The following is an 18,311-nucleotide window of genomic DNA, read 5'->3' as shown; positions in this document are numbered from 1 at the left end:
TTCCAGATTTACTTGACTATTTTTCTTGAATCGCATTAACCCAAAGCGGTTTTGATAAATTTTTATCAGGCGTCATAAAATTTTTTTTTATGTAATAGGCCATGGCTTTTCGGCATTTTATATGCAATACGCCTAATTTTTCAGCATCATAATTACGGAGAATCGCCTGTTGAATATTTTCCGGCAACTCGGGATTCGGCCTGAAAGATAGGGTCACCCTTTCATTCCACTCCCAATCCTCGTCAGAGGGAGTCCAGTCTTCATATGATATCTCAGCACATAAAATTCTGGACAGTACAAAATCACGAAATTGACGTCTCAAGTGGCAATATGACCTTACATGATACCTGTTTTCTGCAAACACTAAGTGGTTGGGTGAAATAATTCTCTCGGTACGTTCCTCCGATTCAAGCTCCTTTTTTTTATATTCTATTAAAAGCGTCTGTTTCCGTCTCAGGGCTGTGAAAACTTGTTTAACAATTTTGAAGTCCAATTTGTGTCTCAATTTCCTGCTGACATCTTCAACTTCAAAATCACTCCAGTCTATTTCCTCTTTGTAGTATCCGACAAGGGTTTGGCCCCTGAGGTAATCTAAGAATTTTAATGGGTCTGGTTTTATAAATTTTGATTGAAAACCGGCGGTTGCGACATGGCATCTCAGGGAGCTATCATACTCCATTTGATCAGGAAACATATTTCGATAGTTGTCTATTGCTTTTTGGGCCACGGGCCGGCTGATATCAAAAGCGTTTCCCAGTCCGCCGGCAGTCAATCCCTCTCCCCACAAAAGTCGGGTTTCAATATACTCAATTCGTTCTTGTTCAAATTTCTTCATGCTAACCTGTAAAGTTTTATATCATATTGATGGGTTGTTAGGTTGGATTAGTTTGTGTATATAGGAAATATCAAAAATCAGAATCGACGTCAAACTCAAGAAGGATCTGCCAATGTATAGAATTAGATTAACTTTACCTAAAAGGGTTTCCGCAACCTATCGAAATTTGGATATCATTCACGATTCTCTGGTACATGCCTGGATAGACGCCGGAGCGCTGCCGGAATCCGTGGTGGGACAGCAGGCCGGCATCTGGCATTTTGGAGTTCTGGGATGGAACAGCAAACGAGAGAATCATGTCCATACCCTGGTGGTGGGTTCCCCGGATGATGACCTGTCCGGAGTTCTGAAAAAATTTGATCCATCTGCAGTCTGCTACAGCCGGGCCTTAACCGCAGAACAGATTGATTTTTCACAGGGTCAGATTCTCGAAGACTCTGACCCTGTCGGGCCTGGACAGTCTGCACTGGGGCTGGTGCTGCTCTCTCCTTTAGCCATCTCACGTCAGGCAAGGGGAAAAAATACCCCTCGCTGGCATACCCAATTGTTAGAAGCCGATTTGAGCCGGGCGGTAAGTCATCGCCTCAGCCGTCTGACGGGAAGAGATGTTGATCTGAAGATATCGCCAGACCATCTCTATTTGCGCGCCCATCCCAAACACGACACCCTTATCCAGACCAAAGAAATGAAAAATGGCAGGCGTGCCTTTGTCATTGGTATGCGTGCGCCGTTGGTAATACAGGGCAGCGAAGAGGACTTGCGTCTGGCCTGGTATGCCGGCATCGGCGAAAAAAACCGGAGCGGATTTGGATGCATCGGATTGGCAGAACGGGGGATTGGGCGATGAGTGAATCTGAATGGATGCCAAAAGCCACCAATACCGTCTCAAAAGTTTATCAATCTTTTCTTTCAGACGTACTTGAAACGCATTTGATGAAAAAAGACCGGGAAAATATTCCTCTCAGTGAAAAAGCCCGGGAACAAATTTTAAAAAATAAAACCCATATTGATCGCCGTGTTCTCCGTTTGATGACCATCAGCGGCAAGGGCGGGTATTCATCCGATCCCCAAAAACGACAGCAGTACAGCCAATACTTTAATATCACGCTTCTGGAACATCTTTTGTCTGTCATGCGGGGGGCAATGTTGCTGGCAGCAGTGGACTGGCTTGCCCGGAATCCTGAAATGGATGACACAGGTTTGGAACAAAGGCTTGTGGTTATCGCGGTTGTCGGTTTTATGCACGATATTGATAAGGATTTGCAGCTTGCAAGAGATGAGTCAATCTCCCTTGATGATCTTGCAGAGCGAATGAACCGTTACGGCATCTCCGATTTTTTGAGCCGGTTCGGTCTCTCCCTTTCTCCGGCCCAGCTTCGGTATTTGATTGAGAAAGCAGAAGCAAGCCAGGCTCACCGCCATCTGCCGGATATACCTCCCCCCAGAGAATTTGAAAATCTCACACGCTATGTCCGGCTGGCAGATCAACTGGACAGCACCTGGGTTTTAAACAATCCCGAATCCGGTGGTCTACATGGGGTAATACAATGTTTGCAAAAAGATCAAGGCGCCCTTAGAAGCGATTTCATCAAGGCGTGGAAGGAAATCCATTTATTCGATCCCCTGCATCCGTTTTTGCTGGACGAACTTCAGCGGTATCTGTCCCGACTGAGTATTCATTTGTCAGGCATCCCTCCTCTGATTGAGGTCCACCAGGACGGACACCTGTTTATGCTGTTGCCCCGATCCCGGTATGATGCAATTCTGCATAGCGGACTGAATGCATTGGCTGAAGGGCTACCTTTTAACCTAAGCCTGGATGTTTCCAATAGGGGAATTCCCTGTCTCTATAATGGATCACCAACTTTTGGTGACCTGGAGAATTATATTGAAACCTTGACCTCAAAAAAGCTAAGCGATCTTTTCAAAATCAAACAGGACTTAAAACATGATGTTGAAAACCCATTGGACGAACTTCTTTCGGAAATAGGTTTACAGCCGGCATGGCCGTCCAAATTCACCGGGCAGTTACTACCGGTTTATGCAAGTTTCAGTGGATTTGATTCAGAAGCGATGGAATGGATGTATCATGCAGCTATTCTTGTCATGCTTTTAAATCTGAAGGTAGACGCCAAACCTAAAAACGCCGTGCCCCAAAGCTGTGACCGTGAAAAAAAGCTTTTAGACGTTGTCGAAAAGGCACCGCCTGAATGGCTTGTTTCCATTGAGGATGACGCCTCCCGAAGAACATTAACCGGTTTGTGGGTCACGGCCTTGGCAAATGAAAATGAGGATATTGAGGAATCTGTTTGGGGTGAAGACAAAGGACTTTTAAAACAATGGCTGGAGGGCACTGAAGATAGTCCGGGATTTAATCAATTTTTTAGTGGTGAAGGCGCACAAGTAATTCAAGGCGTAAAAATGAGGTTGAAACAGATGCTTTCCGGCAGGCGGGTTTCAGTGTCTGATGAGAATGCAAAGGGCCGGTGTATTTTTACAGATGAACCTGTTCAGTTTTCCAACACCATCAAACAGGCCACTGGATTGTACGGTGTAAAAGTCTCGGCTTTTTCCGGTCGTGAGGGACGGCCTGAGTCAGTGACAATGGACAGTTCCCACACCAATGTCGGTGCCTCAAGTCTTGCTGAACATAAACTTCGTGCCCGGGCACACGGTCTCCAGGGCGGGCGGGATAACGGTGTCCCTACTTTGATTTCTTCCCCTGTTACCAGCGGATTATTCGGAGGTCTGGCGCTGCGGGATGATAAAGCTATGGTTGCCATGTCTGCTTATGATCTAAGCAGACTTGAAATAAAAAAAGGGAAAGTACTCAAAGGCATGGAAATGTATCAGGCCCGATACCGGATCGCCAGGCTTGAGCGAATGCCCGAAAAACTGGAAGATCAGATCAATATGCTCCGCCTGCTCTTAACCGCCTGCCGTCGGACGGGCAGGCCTTTTCATCTATTTCGCGGCCTTCCTGTCCTTAAAAAAGAATTTTTCTTTTATGATGCCATGCCCCGTGTACTGGCCGATCTGATAGGCGGAAATGCCCTCTGCCTTGAACAACTCCCCGAGGCCCTCTATCAACTGCATATTGCGGGCGACCTGATGGAAACAAACGGCCTGGGTTATGACGTGCTAAAGCGATATGCGGCACCCCAGACGCGGTTTGGTGCTGCTTGCATGGCTTGGTGCCATATCAGAGATAAAAAAGAGGAAAAAAAGGAAAAAAAGCCGGATTTAATAAAGGAATTACAAACAGAATATACCAAATATCTAAAAGGAGAAAAAGCCATGGGTGAACAGGAAGGCGCTTTGGTTAAATTGGGAACAGCTGCCGCCGGTATCCAGAAAAATCCGGGAGCAAGAGCCTCAAGCAGTGATGAACTACTGGTGTTTAAAATTTGTCTGGATGCAATCAGTGCAGCACAAAAAGATAGCCAGATAGATTCTATCTCAATGATTTATGCCGTTGCTGGTGAGTTAGAAACCAACTTAGTCCGGCGTGAGAAGGCAGGAAAAAGACAGAACAGGCAGGGGAGGACCTTGATGGAAGGGTGTGAAGAGGTTGCAGGAATTTTCGTCAATGACGTATGGAAAGGGGTATTTAAAAATAAGTATCCCAGCCAGAAAAGCAGGCGGGTGATGTCGAGCATTTACCGGGTGGCATTTATCAAAGCCCATAAAGAAATAAGAGAAGCGCAGAACCAAACAGATAAACAATGAAGGAGATATGCAACATGAAACGATTTCATAAATACCTTGGCACTCTTGAAACCTTGACTGGCACCACCATAACCGGTGATAAAAAGAATGATTTTTACATCCACCCGGCATTGAAAAATACCGGATGCCTGACGCTGGTTATGATTCGTGAGGCCATAGCTCCGGTGATTTTTAGAAATGCGGAGCAGGAAATAACAGATATTGAATTTAATGATGAAACGTATATCCGGGCAGTTCCCAACAAATTCAAGTTCATTGAAAAAGGACGAGGGCTTCAGATTCTCAGGGCATACCAGGTCGGTGGGAAATTGCCCCAGAACAAAACCGTGCTGAGAAAAAATCAGAAGCCATCTGAAGCCTACGACATGAATACACTGGTGTTCGGGGATTCTGCGGTTCAGGATAACCGCATTCTCCCGGTACGGACCGCAGTCAATTACTCAGACGGTCTCAGCCTTTTGCCCAAGCAACTGTGTGTGGATGAAAGTTTCCACAACAGGGCAATGGAAGATGGCACCCTGTTTGACGCGGAAAGCAAAAAAAACAGCGATAATCTGTTCACCCGGTTTTTTATCCTCCCCGAAACCCTCATGATCCAGGTCCTCTCCACAAGGGGGAAGGTGCTTCCGCCTGAAGGGCTGGATCATCTCCTGCTTTCCATGGGGCTGGCTGGTGCATATGGCGGCCAGACATCCACCACAGGCGTCAATATCCGCTCACGTTTTGCAGGGCTGTACGGCTCACAATTTGAACGTCCACAATCCTCACCTTACGAGATTGTCAAGGCTCTATCGAAAAAAGATATAAATAAAAAAGACGCTGATGCCGTAATACAAGCCCTGCATGAAATTATGTCAGGTATTCATGAGACCCATATGGATTCAGACGCATTGAACAAATACCAGCAAGACCTGATCCATAAATTTGAAACCGAAGACGCCGCCCTTGAAACCCAGTATAAAAATGCCGAGCCAAAAATTGCGGAACTTTTTGACAGCTGGTTCGGAACAGGAAAATAACCATGAAAGCAGATCCTATCGACGTAACCGCAGAAACATTGACACCTTTTGCCTACCACAGCCTGATGGTTCAAAGCGGCACAGCGACCCTGCCGGAACTGATCAGCGACAGGGCCGTGGCCTTCGGACTGGCGGCGGCCTTGGGGATGACAGCAGCACGGGTGGGACTGCCCGCCAAAAATTATCGACTGCATATGGCGTCCATGCCTTGGCGTACATCGGTATTTTTAACAGATTCGCCCCGGTTACTGCCGCCGGTCACCCGCCGCTTAAACCTGGATGCAGAGGGTGGTTTTCAAAAAAAGACCCAGGATGTGGCTAAAAAGGGCAACCTCAAAGATTTTTTTCACACCCAGGAAGTACCGCCATACCAAAAATTTACAGGTATTATTCTTGGCTTGGAGGGATTTGATCCATTTGAATATGCCGGAGAAGATGAACTGGTCATTCGTATCGGCCTGCATAGAAACGGGATGGTTAAATTAAAAAAAGAGGAGAATAATTTACGCGCTGTGCGGTTGAACGCATCCACGGCAGCTTTGTTTGATCAGGAACTTCCGGTGGATCGTTATTGTCTTCATAGTCTGCAATTGTCCCCTTTTATGTCACTTTCAGAGGCAGCCGGAAGGTTAATACAATGGAGATAACAACGGAACTGACTATAGCCCGGCACTGCGTGGGGCAGATGCCGGACTCCGGCTTGTCTCCACTACAACAGCGTCTGGTGGACGACCCGGCAAAAATCCGTATTGCCCATGCCCCCACCGGGGCTGGAAAAAGCTATGCCTTTGAACGGGCCATGATTGACAGGGGGGAACGGATACTCTTTATCGTTCCAACCCGAAGGCTTTGTCAGAATCTGGCAGCAGACCTCCGGGACGCCCTGATAAAAGAACATGGCTGGGATGTATCAAAAGCCGGGTCAAAGATTGCCCTTTGGAACTCAGATGAAAGCCAGCGGCTCAGAGAGGCAGGTGAAAACCGTATCAGCACCCGCCGGGTACGGGAAATTACTGATATAAATGATGCCGTTGACGGCGGGGAGATGGTCATTGCAGTGCCGGAAGTGGTCAGCTGTGTGCTGCTAAGGCACACCCCTGAAAAGGGGTTGTCTGATAAAGGCGTATTCGATATTCTGATGGCCTTTGATCACATCGTGTTTGACGAGTTTCACACGATTTCCCCGCGAGGATTCGGACTGGCAGGACTTTTTGCCAAGTTAGCCTCAGAATGTAGCGGTGCCCGTGCAAAGGTCAGTTTTCTTTCAGCAACCCCGATTGATATCAAGCCGGTTTTAAAACGGCTGGAAATTGCAGAAGACCGGATTATGGAAATTGAGGAAAAGCTGACGCCCGAAGGTCGGGCCGTTCATGGAGATGTTCATCTTTCATTCTGCCGTTGTGATGGTATGGCTCCCCTTCTTTATTACAATGCAGATTTAATTCGCAAGGAAAGAGAAAAAGGCCGGCAAGTCGTGGTGATTTACGACAAATTGTCTGATTTGCAACGGGATAAACCAGAACTTGGAAAAATCTGTCAGAAAGCCGGGATAGAATCGAAAAAAGGCCTGGTTATCGACAGTATTGATGATTCCAGGTCCGGCAGGGATGACAGCGGCTATTTTGCATCAGGCAGACAGCAGAACCCGGAACTGTTTGAGATTCTGATCGCAACGGCCAGTGTTGAAATGGGCGTGACGTTTCGGGCTGACCTATTATTTATGGAGCCGGGGTTTGAGGCAATGAATTTTCTCCAACGCTATGGAAGGGCGGCCCGGGGGGATCATGATGGCTTCGTATTTGTTCGCTATGACGATATGATTGTTACTAAAAACAGTTGGCTCAGGCAGCTTGTAAAATGGATTGAAGAACATCGCGGGCAAACAGTTCAAATCAATGAAATGGCAGATGTGTTATGCAAAAAAACAAAAAAACAGTTTAAAGATTGTCCGGAAGACGAGAAAAAACATTTTGGAAAAATGCCGAACCGCGCTGCCTATGCAACAGGTCTCTACTGGAATGTTTTGATGAATCACTTCAGCAACAGAGGGCATCGTTGGAAACACCTGAGAACCTGTCAACCCACCCCTGCAAAAACCATTTTCAGCTTGCTTGGCAATGTCCGGGAAATGGAAAGGGATCAGTTTATGGGCGAGGCAGCAAAATCCTGGTGCGACCGGTTCGAGTTGGAGACCCGGATGCTTCGGGATATCGCCAAAGGGATAAGGGTGATTGAGAAAAACGGCAATGGCGACTGCTTTTGCGCAACTGAGATATGGTTGCAACGCAATACGGATATCCTGGACCGGTATCCATTGCTGGTAGCAGAAGATGGCAATGAAGAGGTCGTTATTCCGGGACGCCTTCCCGACCATTTACTGGATGACGTTCAGTTTGTCAAAGCAACATGCAAAGCCTGTTTTCCCCATACCCAGCAAACGGTTTTGCTGAACGACGACGCTTTTCTGATAAAGGCCTGGTGCAGTGAGTTTTGTAAAAAAGAAGGATCAGAATCTTTGGTCTGGCGCCTTTATCCCCAGGCCATGAATTCCGCCCTGAAGTTGGTACAACTTACCGGCCTTGTTGTTCGGGATGATGCAGAACCGCTTTCAGCGGCAGGTGTTTTATAAAATGCTGAAAAATTGGCCCCATGCAACTGAATTTTATGAAGAGGTAGACCGACTGAACCTTCACGGCCTTCATTTTCAACATATTGCATTGTGCGAAAGGCGGGCATGGATGTACCTGCATCACATCAATTTTGCCCAGTGGTACGGAAAGGTTCAGACAGGATCGGCAAAGCACGCGGCCAGCTATTCACGGGATCGGACCACTCAGAGTCTTTTCGGTCTGGCTCCGGACAGAATAGACTGGGAAAACCGGGTTGTTTATGAAAACAAGGGAACTGCCGGTGCAGTTGATGCCTCCAACGACCAGACTGCCTTCTATGCGGTGATGCTTTCATTAACAACCAACCTGGAATGGCGGGCCGTAACCCACATTTTGTCTACCCGCAGGCGGCGCGAAGTTCCTCTGGATGCCAGGCAATTAAAGCGCCTTCGCACCTCTTTAGAACGGTTAAAATTATTGACCTCAATGGAAAAACCGCCTGAAGCAAGGCGCATCCGGCTGTGTGCCGCATGCTCCCTGGCCGGTTTTTGCGGATTTGATTAGGCTGATCTATGGAAACTCTTTTCGTTTCAAAAGATGCACAGTTGAAACGCCGTGAGAACACACTTTTCTTAACGGTAAATGGAATGTCAAAGCCCTATCCGGTGGAAAAAATCCGGCATATTGTGATGCTCTCAGAAGCAAAGATGAATTCCAGGATCCTGTGCCTGTGCGGGATGCACGGTATCCGAATCTCTTTTTTTGATTATTATGGATATTTTAAGGGCGCTTTTGAACCGGTGGATCAAAGTCCGTCCGGCCGGGTGAAGCTGGAACAGTCTCGCTGCATATTGGATGATAAACTAAAAATGGTGATTGCCCGGGAGATCGTTCGCGGCGCCGCCCACAATATGCAAGCCAACCTGCTTTATTATAAGTATCGAGGTGTTGATGAGTTGAATATGCCTATCTGTCAGATGGACCGTCATATCGATAAAATCGACAAGACAGCTTCCTGTGAGGAACTTATGGGGGTTGAAGGAAACCTTCATCAAATTTATTACGGAGCTTGGAAGCTAATTGATCCTGCCTTGGATTTTGGCAGGCGAATACGTCGGCCACCCAACAATCCAGTAAATTGTCTGATTTCATTTTTAAACCAGATGACATATACGGTGGTACGACATGAAATTTTTAAAACTCACCTGGATCAAAGTCTTAGTTGGCTCCATTCACCTTCATCAAATCGGGCGTCTTTGAGTCTGGATTTAGCGGAACTTTTTAAGCCGATTCTTACAGACGCCTTAATTTTCAAAATGGTCAGGAAAGGGATGCTCCGGGAAAACTGGTTTGATCAAAAAGACGGTGTCTGTCTTCTTTCCGAAACGGGCAGAAAACATGTAGCAATGCAGTTTTCTACACGATTGGAGGAGACATTGAAAGGGCGGACCTATCGTGAGTGGATGTATAAGGAAGCCCTTAATCTTGAACGTCATGTAATGGGAATTTATGAATATGAATCGTTTAAACGAAAGATTTAGGCATGTATATACTGATGACGTATGATGTGGAAGCTCGCCGAACTGAAAAATTTAAAAAGCTGCTCCAGAAATATTTAGAGCATATTCAATATTCTGTTTTTAGCGGGGACCTATCTGAAGCAAAGGTGATTGAACTCCGGCGGGAAATCAGCCGCCTTTTAAGGCCGAACGAGCGCGTGACAGAAATTAGCGCTGCTAACCGGAAAAATGTAAAAGTGGCTCATTATACAAAACCTGCGTGCGGAAAAGGTGAGGCTAAACGAAATGAAGACACTTCTCATTCATCAGATTTTTATGTACTGTAGCAAGAAGAGGTGAACTTCGATGCCGGGTGAAGTATTTGTTTCAGAAGAATGAAGCGAGGGCATACTTATCTACAGGTTGTTTTATTATAATTTGAATTATCGTGGTAATGATATTGTTATAAGATTCGGCGGTTATCTATCCCCATGAGGGATTGTGAACAGGTTGTGACCACATCGGGGCAAACTCCTGCTGACGTTATCTATCCCCATGAGGGATTGTGAAATGGGAACGGGCCTGGGCCGGGTTTAACCTTGAGGGTTATCTATCCCCATGAGGGATTGTGAAAGTATCTTTGCGCTCCGGCCCAGATCGGCAAAACAGGTTATCTATCCCCATGAGGGATTGTGAAGCAACTTTTGTTTGATATAACTTTTGTTCGATATAAGTTATCTATCCCCATGAGGGATTGTGAATCGTTCCCCTTGCCGTTGAACAAACCTTTAGTTTTAGTTATCTATCCCCATGAGGGATTGTGAAAAGACTGAGCAAAAACCGCATGAACAAAGGATCTTGGTTATCTATCCCCATGAGGGATTGTGAAACTTGAGGAGTTTGACCCGGACAGTGGTTTGGCTCGTTATCTATCCCCATGAGGGATTGTGAAGTTTGTCAATGATGTCAGCGACCCGAACAAACCGTGTTATCTATCCCCATGAGGGATTGTGAAGTTTCGATAGTGCTGTCTGCCTCAGTCGGTCCAGATGTTATCTATCCCCATGAGGGATTGTGAAACGGTATTTTGAGCAAAATAACTTTCAGCGGCACGGGTTATCTATCCCCATGAGGGATTGTGAAAGTATCCTGGACGCGATTGAAGGCATCCGTTATACCGGTTATCTATCCCCATGAGGGATTGTGAAATAATTTGGCCACAGGGGGGACCATAACCGTATCCGGGTTATCTATCCCCATGAGGGATTGTGAAGCTCCTAATGATTTTGATGACGCTAAAGCTGCATGCGTTATCTATCCCCATGAGGGATTGTGAAAATATGCTCGTTAAACGAGAAGAACAGAATAACGGGGTTATCTATCCCCATGAGGGATTGTGAATCTTTTTTAACTCGACAGATTTTAACCTGGATGGATGTTATCTATCCCCATGAGGGATTGTGAAATCGTTGACCGTTATGGCATCCGGGTATTGCGCGATCGTTATCTATCCCCATGAGGGATTGTGAAATCGGTAATTATTACGGCCTTAAGGTTGACGGCAATGGTTATCTATCCCCATGAGGGATTGTGAATCAAGTATTCCAGCACACTGTGGAGCCTTGGTTACCGGTTATCTATCCCCATGAGGGATTGTGAACTCAAAATTATATCAGCAGATAATCTTTTTGATATTTGTTATCTATCCCCATGAGGGATTGTGAAACGCTCAGGGGAAGATCCCGGCAGGCGATTAAAAACAGTTATCTATCCCCATGAGGGATTGTGAAATCCGATTAACGCGGCAATTGCGGCACCTGCAACAAGTTATCTATCCCCATGAGGGATTGTGAAACGCTGATTAGTCCAAAATCAAAGCTTACACCAAAGAGTTATCTATCCCCATGAGGGATTGTGAATCCCCGGGGGCAGCCGGCCAAGATGCATGGCTCTATGTTATCTATCCCCATGAGGGATTGTGAAATTGATTATGTCATGGGCCTGGTAAATAAACTTATCGTTATCTATCCCCATGAGGGATTGTGAAATCTTATCAGCCTGGCTAAAACAGATAGAACCGGCCGTTATCTATCCCCATGAGGGATTGTGAACGGGAGCGGGCGGCAAACGATCTTGTCTTTTATTGGGTTATCTATCCCCATGAGGGATTGTGAAGTCAATGTACGTTACAGCATCTTGTCCAATTATCTCAGTTATCTATCCCCATGAGGGATTGTGAAGGTCAAGCGTTGTGGTCAGGTAAACGTCAAAACTGGGTTATCTATCCCCATGAGGGATTGTGAACAATAAATGATGTTTCTGCTATTGTAAGTTTTGGTGCGTTATCTATCCCCATGAGGGATTGTGAATTGATATTTCAGAGATGACGGAAAGCGTTGAGTATCGTTATCTATCCCCATGAGGGATTGTGAATTGATATTTCAGAGATGACGGAAAGCGTTGAGTATCGTTATCTATCCCCATGAGGGATTGTGAACCGCTCAAGCATCATGAGCAGCATGGCCGTGGAGTCGTTCTCTATCCCCATGAGGGATTGTGAATGGGGTTCGCATTTGGCTCAATGATGACTTCATTGGAGTTATCTATCCCCATGAGGGATTGTGAAGCTCGATATCTGTTCTTTGGAATACCGCGATGAGCTAAAAAAGCCAGGCCAACATTTTTTCGTTGACAATAATATTCGGCCCATTTATTAGTTTGATAACTAATAATTAGATAGCTAAATGAATATGACCGATTCAAATTCAGATTTCCAAAAACAGACATTAGGGCTTTTGCTGGCGCATGTCAGCCGGCTTGTGGGAATGCGCATGCGGGCAAAACTGCATGAGTTCGGGCTGTCACACACCCAGGGAATGATCCTGGGCCGTCTTTGGCGAAAAGATGGTGTGGCCCAGACCACCCTTGCCCAGGCACTGAACATCACCCCGGCCACAACCACCAGCGCTTTGCAGCGAATGGAAAGAAACGGATGGATCCAACGCCAGCGAATGGCAACCGACCAGCGGACTGTCCAGGTGCAGTTAACTGAAAAGTCCAACGTTCTGGGCCGGGAGATCCGCACCACGTTTGAAGACCTGGACCGGGAATTAACCTCGGTACTGAGTCAAAGGGAACAAAAAGCCTTGTTTTCTTCACTGATCAAAGTCCAGCAGCATTTGTCCCGAACAGCCCGGGCCACAGATCCCAGCGAACCGGAACACGCTTGCAAGCCGTGTCAGGAGGGCCGATGAATTCCCTTCCCCGGTTATACCGGTTCCTTCGTCCTTATGGGGTCCAGGCCGTAACCGCCCTGGTCCTGCTCTTTTTCATGGTGGCAGCCGACCTTGCCATTCCCCGCTTAACCCAGCGAATCATTGACAAAGGCATCCTGGTCAATGACCTGCATGTTGTGGTGACCACAGCCCTTTATATGGCGGGTGCGGCCCTGATTTCCATGATCTTTGCCCTGGCCAACAACCGGCTTTCGGTGGTTGCGGCCCTGGGATTCGGGGCCAACCTGCGGAGCGCGCTCATGCGCAAGGTCCAGTCCCTTTCATTCGGCAATCTCGACCATCTTAAGACCGGCAATCTTATTGTCCGTTCCACCAGTGACGTCAACACCGTACAGACCATTGTGATCCTTCAGTTGCGCATCATGACCAAAGCCCCGGTCTGGGCCGCCGGTGCCATTATCATGCTGGCCCTGACCAGTCCGCGCCTGGCCCTGATGGCTGCCTGTTTTGTGCCCTTTATCATTGGTATGATGTGGATGTTCGCCCGCAGATCCCGCCGGTTATTCCTGGAGATGCAGCAACGCCTTGACCGGCTGAACACCATCCTGCAGGAAAACCTGGCCGGTATCCGGCTGGTCAAGGCCTTTGTGCGCACGGCCCATGAAATCACCCGGTTTGATCACGCCAACCAGGCACTGATGGACCAGGCTGTCCAGGTCTCCCGGCTTTCGGCGGTGTTCATGCCGCTCATGCTTTTTGCGCTGAACCTGGCGTTGGTCGGTGCCATCTGGCTTGGCAGCGGGCTTGTATTATCCGGGGGCATGACCCTGGGCCATATGGTGGCGTCCATTAATTATCTTGGATTTGCCCTGTTTCCGATCCTGTTGCTGGGGATCATGCTCGGTCCGCTGGCTGCGGCAGATGCCTCGGCCGGCCGTATCCTGGAAGTGCTGGATGCAACGCCCCAGGTCACGCCCCCGGCCAGTCCGGTGTACCCGGACCAGGTCCGGGGACGGATCGCCTTTGAAAAGGTCTGTTTCAGCTACGGCACAGATTGCACCGAGCCGGTTCTCAAAGAGATCTCTTTTATTGCTGAGCCAGGAGAAACCGTGGCAGTACTTGGTGCCACCGGTGCCGGCAAATCTTCCCTGGTTCACCTGATCCCGCGGTTTTACGACGTAACCGCCGGCCGGGTCACCCTTGACGGCATTGACGTAAAGGACATGGACATAGGCCGGCTGCGCAGCACTGTGGGCATGGTGCTCCAGGAAACCGTTCTGTTCAGCGGGACCATACAGGACAACATCCGTTACGGCCGGATGGCGGCCACCCGGGAAGAGGTCCAAGCCGCCGCAGACACGGCCCAGGCCACAGCGTTTATTGACCGCCTGCCCCAGGGCTTTGACACCCCGATCGGTTCGCGCGGGGGCACGCTCTCCGGGGGCCAGCAGCAGCGCATTGCCATTGCCCGGGCCCTGGTGGTCAGGCCCAGGGTGCTGATCCTGGACGATGCCACCAGTGCCCTGGATGCGGAGACGGAAACCCGGCTTCAAAAGGCCCTGGACCAGTGGGCCGGAAGCTGCCGCCCCCCGGTCACCCGGCTGATCGTGGCCCAGCGCATCAGCACCGTGATTCATGCCGACAAAATCCTGCTCCTTGACCAGGGCCGGATTTCAGCCGCCGGCACCCATGCTGAACTGCTGGCCTCAAGCCCTATTTACCAGGATATTTACCGCTCCCAGCTTCAGTGACCGCGGTGGTGGAAGGGGAAACCATGACAAATAAGCAAAACCTGAAATCCGGCAAATCAGATTTCACCGGGATGACCGGTCCGGGAAGGGGCAGCGGGGCCCTGCTGGTGCGGGATATCCGACGGGCCAAAAATGCAGGCGGAACCCTGCGCCGTCTTTCGCGTTATCTTTACCCGTATCGAAGCACCCTTGTAATAATCATTGCCGCAGCAATTACAGGCACAGGCATGGCCCTGTCCACCCCCTACCTGGTCGGCCAGACCATTGATCTTCTGGGCAACCGCCAGACCGATGCGCTGCGTCTGCCCCTCCTGCTCATGCTGGCCGCCTACCTGATTTCCTCCGGGGCCCAGTTAGTGCAGGGCGTTTTAATTGCCCATGTGTCCCAAAAGGCCATGCAGATCCTGCGTGCGGATCTGTTTAACCATATGCAGACCCTGCCGCTCAAATTTTTTGACACCCAGGCCCAGGGGGACCTGATGAGCCGGCTGACCAATGACATGGATGCCGTCAACCAGGTGCTCACCAACCATGCGGCCCAGTTATTCACCGGGCTTTTTACCTTGGCCGGCATTGTGATTATTATATTTTTTATAGATCCGTGGCTGGCTGCGGGCTCAATGCTGGCCTTTCCTTTGATGATCGGTCTGGTGGGGCTGGTGGGAAAAAAAACCCGGAAAAAATTCCAGGGTTATCAGAAAAATTTAGGCAATCTGAACGCATCCCTTGAGGAAACTTACAGCGGACAGCGGGTGGTGCTGGCTTTCGGGCAGGAGCAAAGCGCCCTGGAAAAGTTTGATCAGGCCAACGAAGCAGCCCGGACCACCGGCATCGCAGCCATGACCCTGTCGCTTCTGGTCATGCCCATGATGGGCATCCTGTCCAATCTCAACATCGCGGTGGTCTGCGGCCTGGGGGGGTGGCTGGCTGTCCGCGGCATGGTGTCCGTGGGAACCATTGCCGCGTTTATCTCCTATTCCAGGCGCTTTGCAGAACCGTTGCGCCAGCTGGGCAATATTTACAACCAGATCCAGGCAGCCCTGGCCGGGGCTGAACGGATTTTCGAAATTATGGACATGGTCCCGGATTCACCAGACCCGCCCGATGCCTGTAGATTCGAACAAGTGGCCGGAGAGGTCCGGTTTGACCACGTCACCTTCTCGTATATCCCGGGGATTCCGGTGCTGTATGATATAAGCCTGCATGCCCGGCCCGGACAGCGCATCGCCCTGGTGGGGCACACGGGTGCCGGAAAAACAACACTGATCAATCTGTTGTCCCGGTTTTACGATAACGATCAGGGAGAGATCCGCATTGACGGCATTGATATCCGCAGTGCAACCCGTGAAAGCCTGCGGCGACAGTTGGGCGTAGTCCTGCAGCAGACTTTTTTGTTCAGTGAGTCTGTGCTGGAAAATATCCGTTACGGCCGGCTTAACGCCACGGATGAAGAGGTGTTTGCCGCAGCCCGCACTGCCCGGGCAGACGGTTTTATCCGCCGCCTGCCCCAGGGCTACCACACGCTGCTTTCCGAGCGGGGATCAAATCTGTCCCAGGGCCAGCGCCAGCTTCTGGCCATTGCCCGGGCCATCCTGGCCGATCCGGCCATCCTGGTCCTGGACGAAGCCACAAGTTCCGTGGACACCCGTACGGAGGCACTCATCCAGCAGGCACTTGACCAGCTGATGCGCGGCCGCACAAGCTTTGTCATTGCCCACCGTCTTTCCACCATTGCCAATGCCGACCAAGTCATTGTCATTGACAAAGGCAGAATTATCGAAAAAGGCTCCCCCCGGGAACTTCTGGCCATGCAGGGCAGCTATTACCAGCTGTATCAAAGCCAGTTCAAGCACCGGCCCGGCTAAAATATGGAAATTAAAAATTAATTGACAATACAGACAAATAGTTATAGTATGCAGAGTTTTTTTAGATACTAGATATATGATGTCAGATTGTAAGGAGATAAACCCATGTATGCAGTAATCAGAACCGGGGGCAAACAATACAAGGTCCATGAGGATCAGGTTTTAAAGGTTGAAAAACTTGAGGGCAGCCAAGGCGCTGCAATTGAGTTTAATGATGTCCTTTTATACTCCGATGGCGAGACCGTAACCTTAGGCGCGCCCCAGATTGAGAATGCAAGCGTCAAAGCTTTTATCGTAGAACAGGGGCGGAGTAAAAAACAGCTTGTATTCAAATACAAACGGCGCAAAGGCTACCGGAAAATGAGAGGCCACAGGCAGCACTATACTGAAATCAGAATCGATTCCATTTCAGCTTAATTGTTTGTCCTTAAGGCATATTAAATTTGTAGCGTGTTAATAATGAAAGAGAGAGAAATATGTCACATAAAAAAGCAGCAGGCAGTTCAAAAAACGGCCGGGATTCAAATGCCCAGCGGCGGGGCGTAAAAAAATTCGGCGGAGAAAAAGTCACCGCAGGTAATATCATTATCAGACAGTGCGGCACCAGAATCCATCCCGGCAACAATGTAGGGATGGGCAAAGACTATACCCTTTTTGCCAAGATTGACGGTGTCGTGACCTTTGAAAGAAAAGGTCGTGACAAGAAAAAAGTTAGTGTATATGACGCGTGAAATTCGTTGATGAAGCTATTGTTACGATCAGGTCCGGAAGCGGCGGTGCAGGCTGTGTCAGTTTTCGGCGTGAACGTTTCATTGAAAAAGGCGGGCCCAACGGCGGAGACGGCGGCGATGGGGGAGATGTCATCCTTCGGGTGGATCCTTCAAAACGGACCCTGTATGAATATCGCCGCCAAAAACACTTAAGCGCAAAGAACGGATCTCCCGGCCTCGGACAGCAGAAGCATGGCAAAAACGGCAGCCACTGCTATCTGTCACTGCCTCCCGGTACCATTGTCTTTGATGCTGAAACTTCCGAGGTTCTTGCAGACCTCACCGACCCTGTCAAAGAAATCGTTATAGCCCGGGGCGGCATGGGCGGACGGGGCAATAAACGATTTGCCACATCCACCAACAGAGTACCCAGATTTGCCCAGCCCGGAATCCCGGGTGTTGAGATGAAACTTCGCCTGGAGCTGAAACTCATGGCAGATGTCGGGCTTGTGGGCCTGCCCAACGCAGGCAAATCCACCCTGATTTCAGGCATTTCCGCGGCCCGGCCCAAAATTGCCGAATATCCCTTTACCACACTGACCCCGACCATCGGCATGGTGGAGCCGCCCTTTGGCGAGCCCTTTGCCGTAGCTGACATCCCCGGACTGATTGAAGGGGCCCATGAAGGGGTGGGGCTTGGAATAAAATTTCTTAAGCATATTGAACGTACCGGCATTCTGGTGCATCTCATTGACGCGGGCGGTATTGATCCGGAAAATCCGCTGGCACAGTTTCAGCTTATAAACAATGAACTGGCAATGCACAGCGATACCCTGACAAACAAAACCCAGGTTGTGGTGCTCAATAAAATTGATCTTACGGGCACAGAAAACCGGGTTGAGGCCTTTAAAAATGCGTTGCCTGACCAGACTGTTTTTACCATTTCCGCAGCCACGGGCAATGGCGTTAAACCCCTGGTCAACCACCTGGCTCAACTGCTTCAAGCAACAGCATCCGAAGACAAGGGGAAACAAGGGATCGTGCCGGGCAACCTTTAA

Annotated in this window: 15 protein-coding genes and 1 CRISPR repeat array; of the genes, 14 read left to right on the top strand and 1 reads right to left on the bottom strand. The window is 49.1% G+C overall.

Annotated elements, in window-relative coordinates:
• Positions 1-16 precede the first annotated feature (16 nt).
• Positions 17-835 carry a helix-turn-helix transcriptional regulator gene (locus Q366_RS09935; protein ID WP_035238588.1) on the bottom strand — a complete coding sequence of 273 codons (819 nt, stop codon included), beginning with the start codon at positions 833-835 and terminating at the stop codon, positions 17-19.
• 112 nt (positions 836-947) lie between these two features.
• Here Q366_RS09935 and Q366_RS09930 point away from each other — a divergent pair, with 112 nt between their 5' ends.
• The 14 genes from Q366_RS09930 to obgE all read left to right on the top strand — a co-directional run bounded on the left by Q366_RS09930 (position 948) and on the right by obgE (position 18,311).
• Entirely contained in the window at positions 948-1,682 is a 735-nt protein-coding gene (locus Q366_RS09930; RefSeq protein ID WP_035238587.1) for a CRISPR-associated endoribonuclease Cas6, read from the top strand.
• A complete protein-coding gene (locus Q366_RS09925; RefSeq protein ID WP_051957959.1) occupies positions 1,679-4,564 on the top strand; it encodes a hypothetical protein in 2,886 nt (961 codons plus the stop codon). The genes Q366_RS09930 and Q366_RS09925 overlap by 4 nt, the downstream gene beginning before the upstream one ends.
• A gap of 14 nt (positions 4,565-4,578) precedes the next feature.
• Entirely contained in the window at positions 4,579-5,583 is a 1,005-nt protein-coding gene (cas7d, locus tag Q366_RS09920) for a type I-D CRISPR-associated protein Cas7/Csc2 (RefSeq protein ID WP_035238585.1), read from the top strand.
• A 2-nt stretch (positions 5,584-5,585) separates the two neighbouring features.
• Positions 5,586-6,230, top strand: coding sequence for a hypothetical protein (locus Q366_RS09915; RefSeq protein ID WP_035238583.1), 645 nt, complete (start codon positions 5,586-5,588; stop codon positions 6,228-6,230).
• Positions 6,221-8,212: a DEAD/DEAH box helicase family protein gene (locus Q366_RS09910; protein ID WP_051957958.1), complete on the top strand. Its 1,992-nt coding sequence runs from the start codon at positions 6,221-6,223 to the stop codon at positions 8,210-8,212. The genes Q366_RS09915 and Q366_RS09910 overlap by 10 nt, the downstream gene beginning before the upstream one ends.
• A 1-nt stretch (position 8,213) precedes the next feature.
• Positions 8,214-8,756 (top strand): Dna2/Cas4 domain-containing protein, encoded by a 543-nt coding sequence (locus tag Q366_RS09905; RefSeq protein ID WP_035238581.1) that lies wholly within the window; start codon positions 8,214-8,216, stop codon positions 8,754-8,756.
• A gap of 8 nt (positions 8,757-8,764) precedes the next feature.
• The gene (cas1, locus tag Q366_RS09900) at positions 8,765-9,733 is read left to right on the top strand and encodes a CRISPR-associated endonuclease Cas1 (RefSeq protein WP_035238580.1); all 969 of its coding nucleotides are present in this window, start codon (positions 8,765-8,767) and stop codon (positions 9,731-9,733) included.
• Positions 9,734-9,747: 14 nt separating this feature from the next.
• Positions 9,748-10,038, top strand: coding sequence for a CRISPR-associated endonuclease Cas2 (cas2, locus tag Q366_RS09895; RefSeq protein ID WP_211251881.1), 291 nt, complete (start codon positions 9,748-9,750; stop codon positions 10,036-10,038).
• Between the two features lie 131 nt (positions 10,039-10,169).
• Positions 10,170-12,317: a CRISPR direct-repeat array (repeat unit 28 nt; unit sequence GTTATCTATCCCCATGAGGGATTGTGAA).
• A gap of 118 nt (positions 12,318-12,435) precedes the next feature.
• A complete protein-coding gene (locus Q366_RS09890; protein WP_084691772.1) occupies positions 12,436-12,945 on the top strand; it encodes a MarR family winged helix-turn-helix transcriptional regulator in 510 nt (169 codons plus the stop codon).
• Entirely contained in the window at positions 12,942-14,678 is a 1,737-nt protein-coding gene (locus tag Q366_RS09885; RefSeq protein ID WP_035238576.1) for an ABC transporter ATP-binding protein, read from the top strand. The genes Q366_RS09890 and Q366_RS09885 overlap by 4 nt, the downstream gene beginning before the upstream one ends.
• A 23-nt stretch (positions 14,679-14,701) precedes the next feature.
• Positions 14,702-16,543, top strand: coding sequence for an ABC transporter ATP-binding protein (locus Q366_RS09880; protein WP_035238640.1), 1,842 nt, complete (start codon positions 14,702-14,704; stop codon positions 16,541-16,543).
• Positions 16,544-16,648: 105 nt separating this feature from the next.
• Positions 16,649-16,960: a 50S ribosomal protein L21 gene (rplU, locus tag Q366_RS09875; protein ID WP_035238575.1), complete on the top strand. Its 312-nt coding sequence runs from the start codon at positions 16,649-16,651 to the stop codon at positions 16,958-16,960.
• A gap of 59 nt (positions 16,961-17,019) precedes the next feature.
• Positions 17,020-17,274 (top strand): 50S ribosomal protein L27, encoded by a 255-nt coding sequence (rpmA, locus tag Q366_RS09870; RefSeq protein WP_035238574.1) that lies wholly within the window; start codon positions 17,020-17,022, stop codon positions 17,272-17,274.
• Complete coding sequence (gene obgE / locus Q366_RS09865; protein ID WP_051957957.1) at positions 17,271-18,311, top strand: GTPase ObgE; 1,041 nt, start codon at positions 17,271-17,273, stop codon at positions 18,309-18,311. Before rpmA ends, obgE begins: the two co-directional genes overlap by 4 nt.

Origin of the sequence: Desulfobacter vibrioformis DSM 8776, assembly GCF_000745975.1 — a bacterium.
Taxonomy (GTDB): domain Bacteria; phylum Desulfobacterota; class Desulfobacteria; order Desulfobacterales; family Desulfobacteraceae; genus Desulfobacter; species Desulfobacter vibrioformis.
The sequence above is the reverse complement of the archived record's forward strand: the minus strand, read 5'-3'. Positions and strand labels throughout refer to the sequence as shown.

Bases quoted from the DNA above. Each gene is read 5' to 3' on its own strand.
- Q366_RS09935 (WP_035238588.1), bottom strand. From the start codon at position 835: ATGAAGAAATTTGAACAAGAACGAATTGAGTATATTGAAACCCGACTT.
- Q366_RS09930 (WP_035238587.1), top strand. From the start codon at position 948: ATGTATAGAATTAGATTAACTTTACCTAAAAGGGTTTCCGCAACCTAT.
- Q366_RS09925 (WP_051957959.1), top strand. From the start codon at position 1,679: ATGAGTGAATCTGAATGGATGCCAAAAGCCACCAATACCGTCTCAAAA.
- cas7d (WP_035238585.1), top strand. From the start codon at position 4,579: ATGAAACGATTTCATAAATACCTTGGCACTCTTGAAACCTTGACTGGC.
- Q366_RS09915 (WP_035238583.1), top strand. From the start codon at position 5,586: ATGAAAGCAGATCCTATCGACGTAACCGCAGAAACATTGACACCTTTT.
- Q366_RS09910 (WP_051957958.1), top strand. From the start codon at position 6,221: ATGGAGATAACAACGGAACTGACTATAGCCCGGCACTGCGTGGGGCAG.
- Q366_RS09905 (WP_035238581.1), top strand. From the start codon at position 8,214: ATGCTGAAAAATTGGCCCCATGCAACTGAATTTTATGAAGAGGTAGAC.
- cas1 (WP_035238580.1), top strand. From the start codon at position 8,765: ATGGAAACTCTTTTCGTTTCAAAAGATGCACAGTTGAAACGCCGTGAG.
- cas2 (WP_211251881.1), top strand. From the start codon at position 9,748: ATGACGTATGATGTGGAAGCTCGCCGAACTGAAAAATTTAAAAAGCTG.
- Q366_RS09890 (WP_084691772.1), top strand. From the start codon at position 12,436: ATGAATATGACCGATTCAAATTCAGATTTCCAAAAACAGACATTAGGG.
- Q366_RS09885 (WP_035238576.1), top strand. From the start codon at position 12,942: ATGAATTCCCTTCCCCGGTTATACCGGTTCCTTCGTCCTTATGGGGTC.
- Q366_RS09880 (WP_035238640.1), top strand. From the start codon at position 14,702: ATGACAAATAAGCAAAACCTGAAATCCGGCAAATCAGATTTCACCGGG.
- rplU (WP_035238575.1), top strand. From the start codon at position 16,649: ATGTATGCAGTAATCAGAACCGGGGGCAAACAATACAAGGTCCATGAG.
- rpmA (WP_035238574.1), top strand. From the start codon at position 17,020: ATGTCACATAAAAAAGCAGCAGGCAGTTCAAAAAACGGCCGGGATTCA.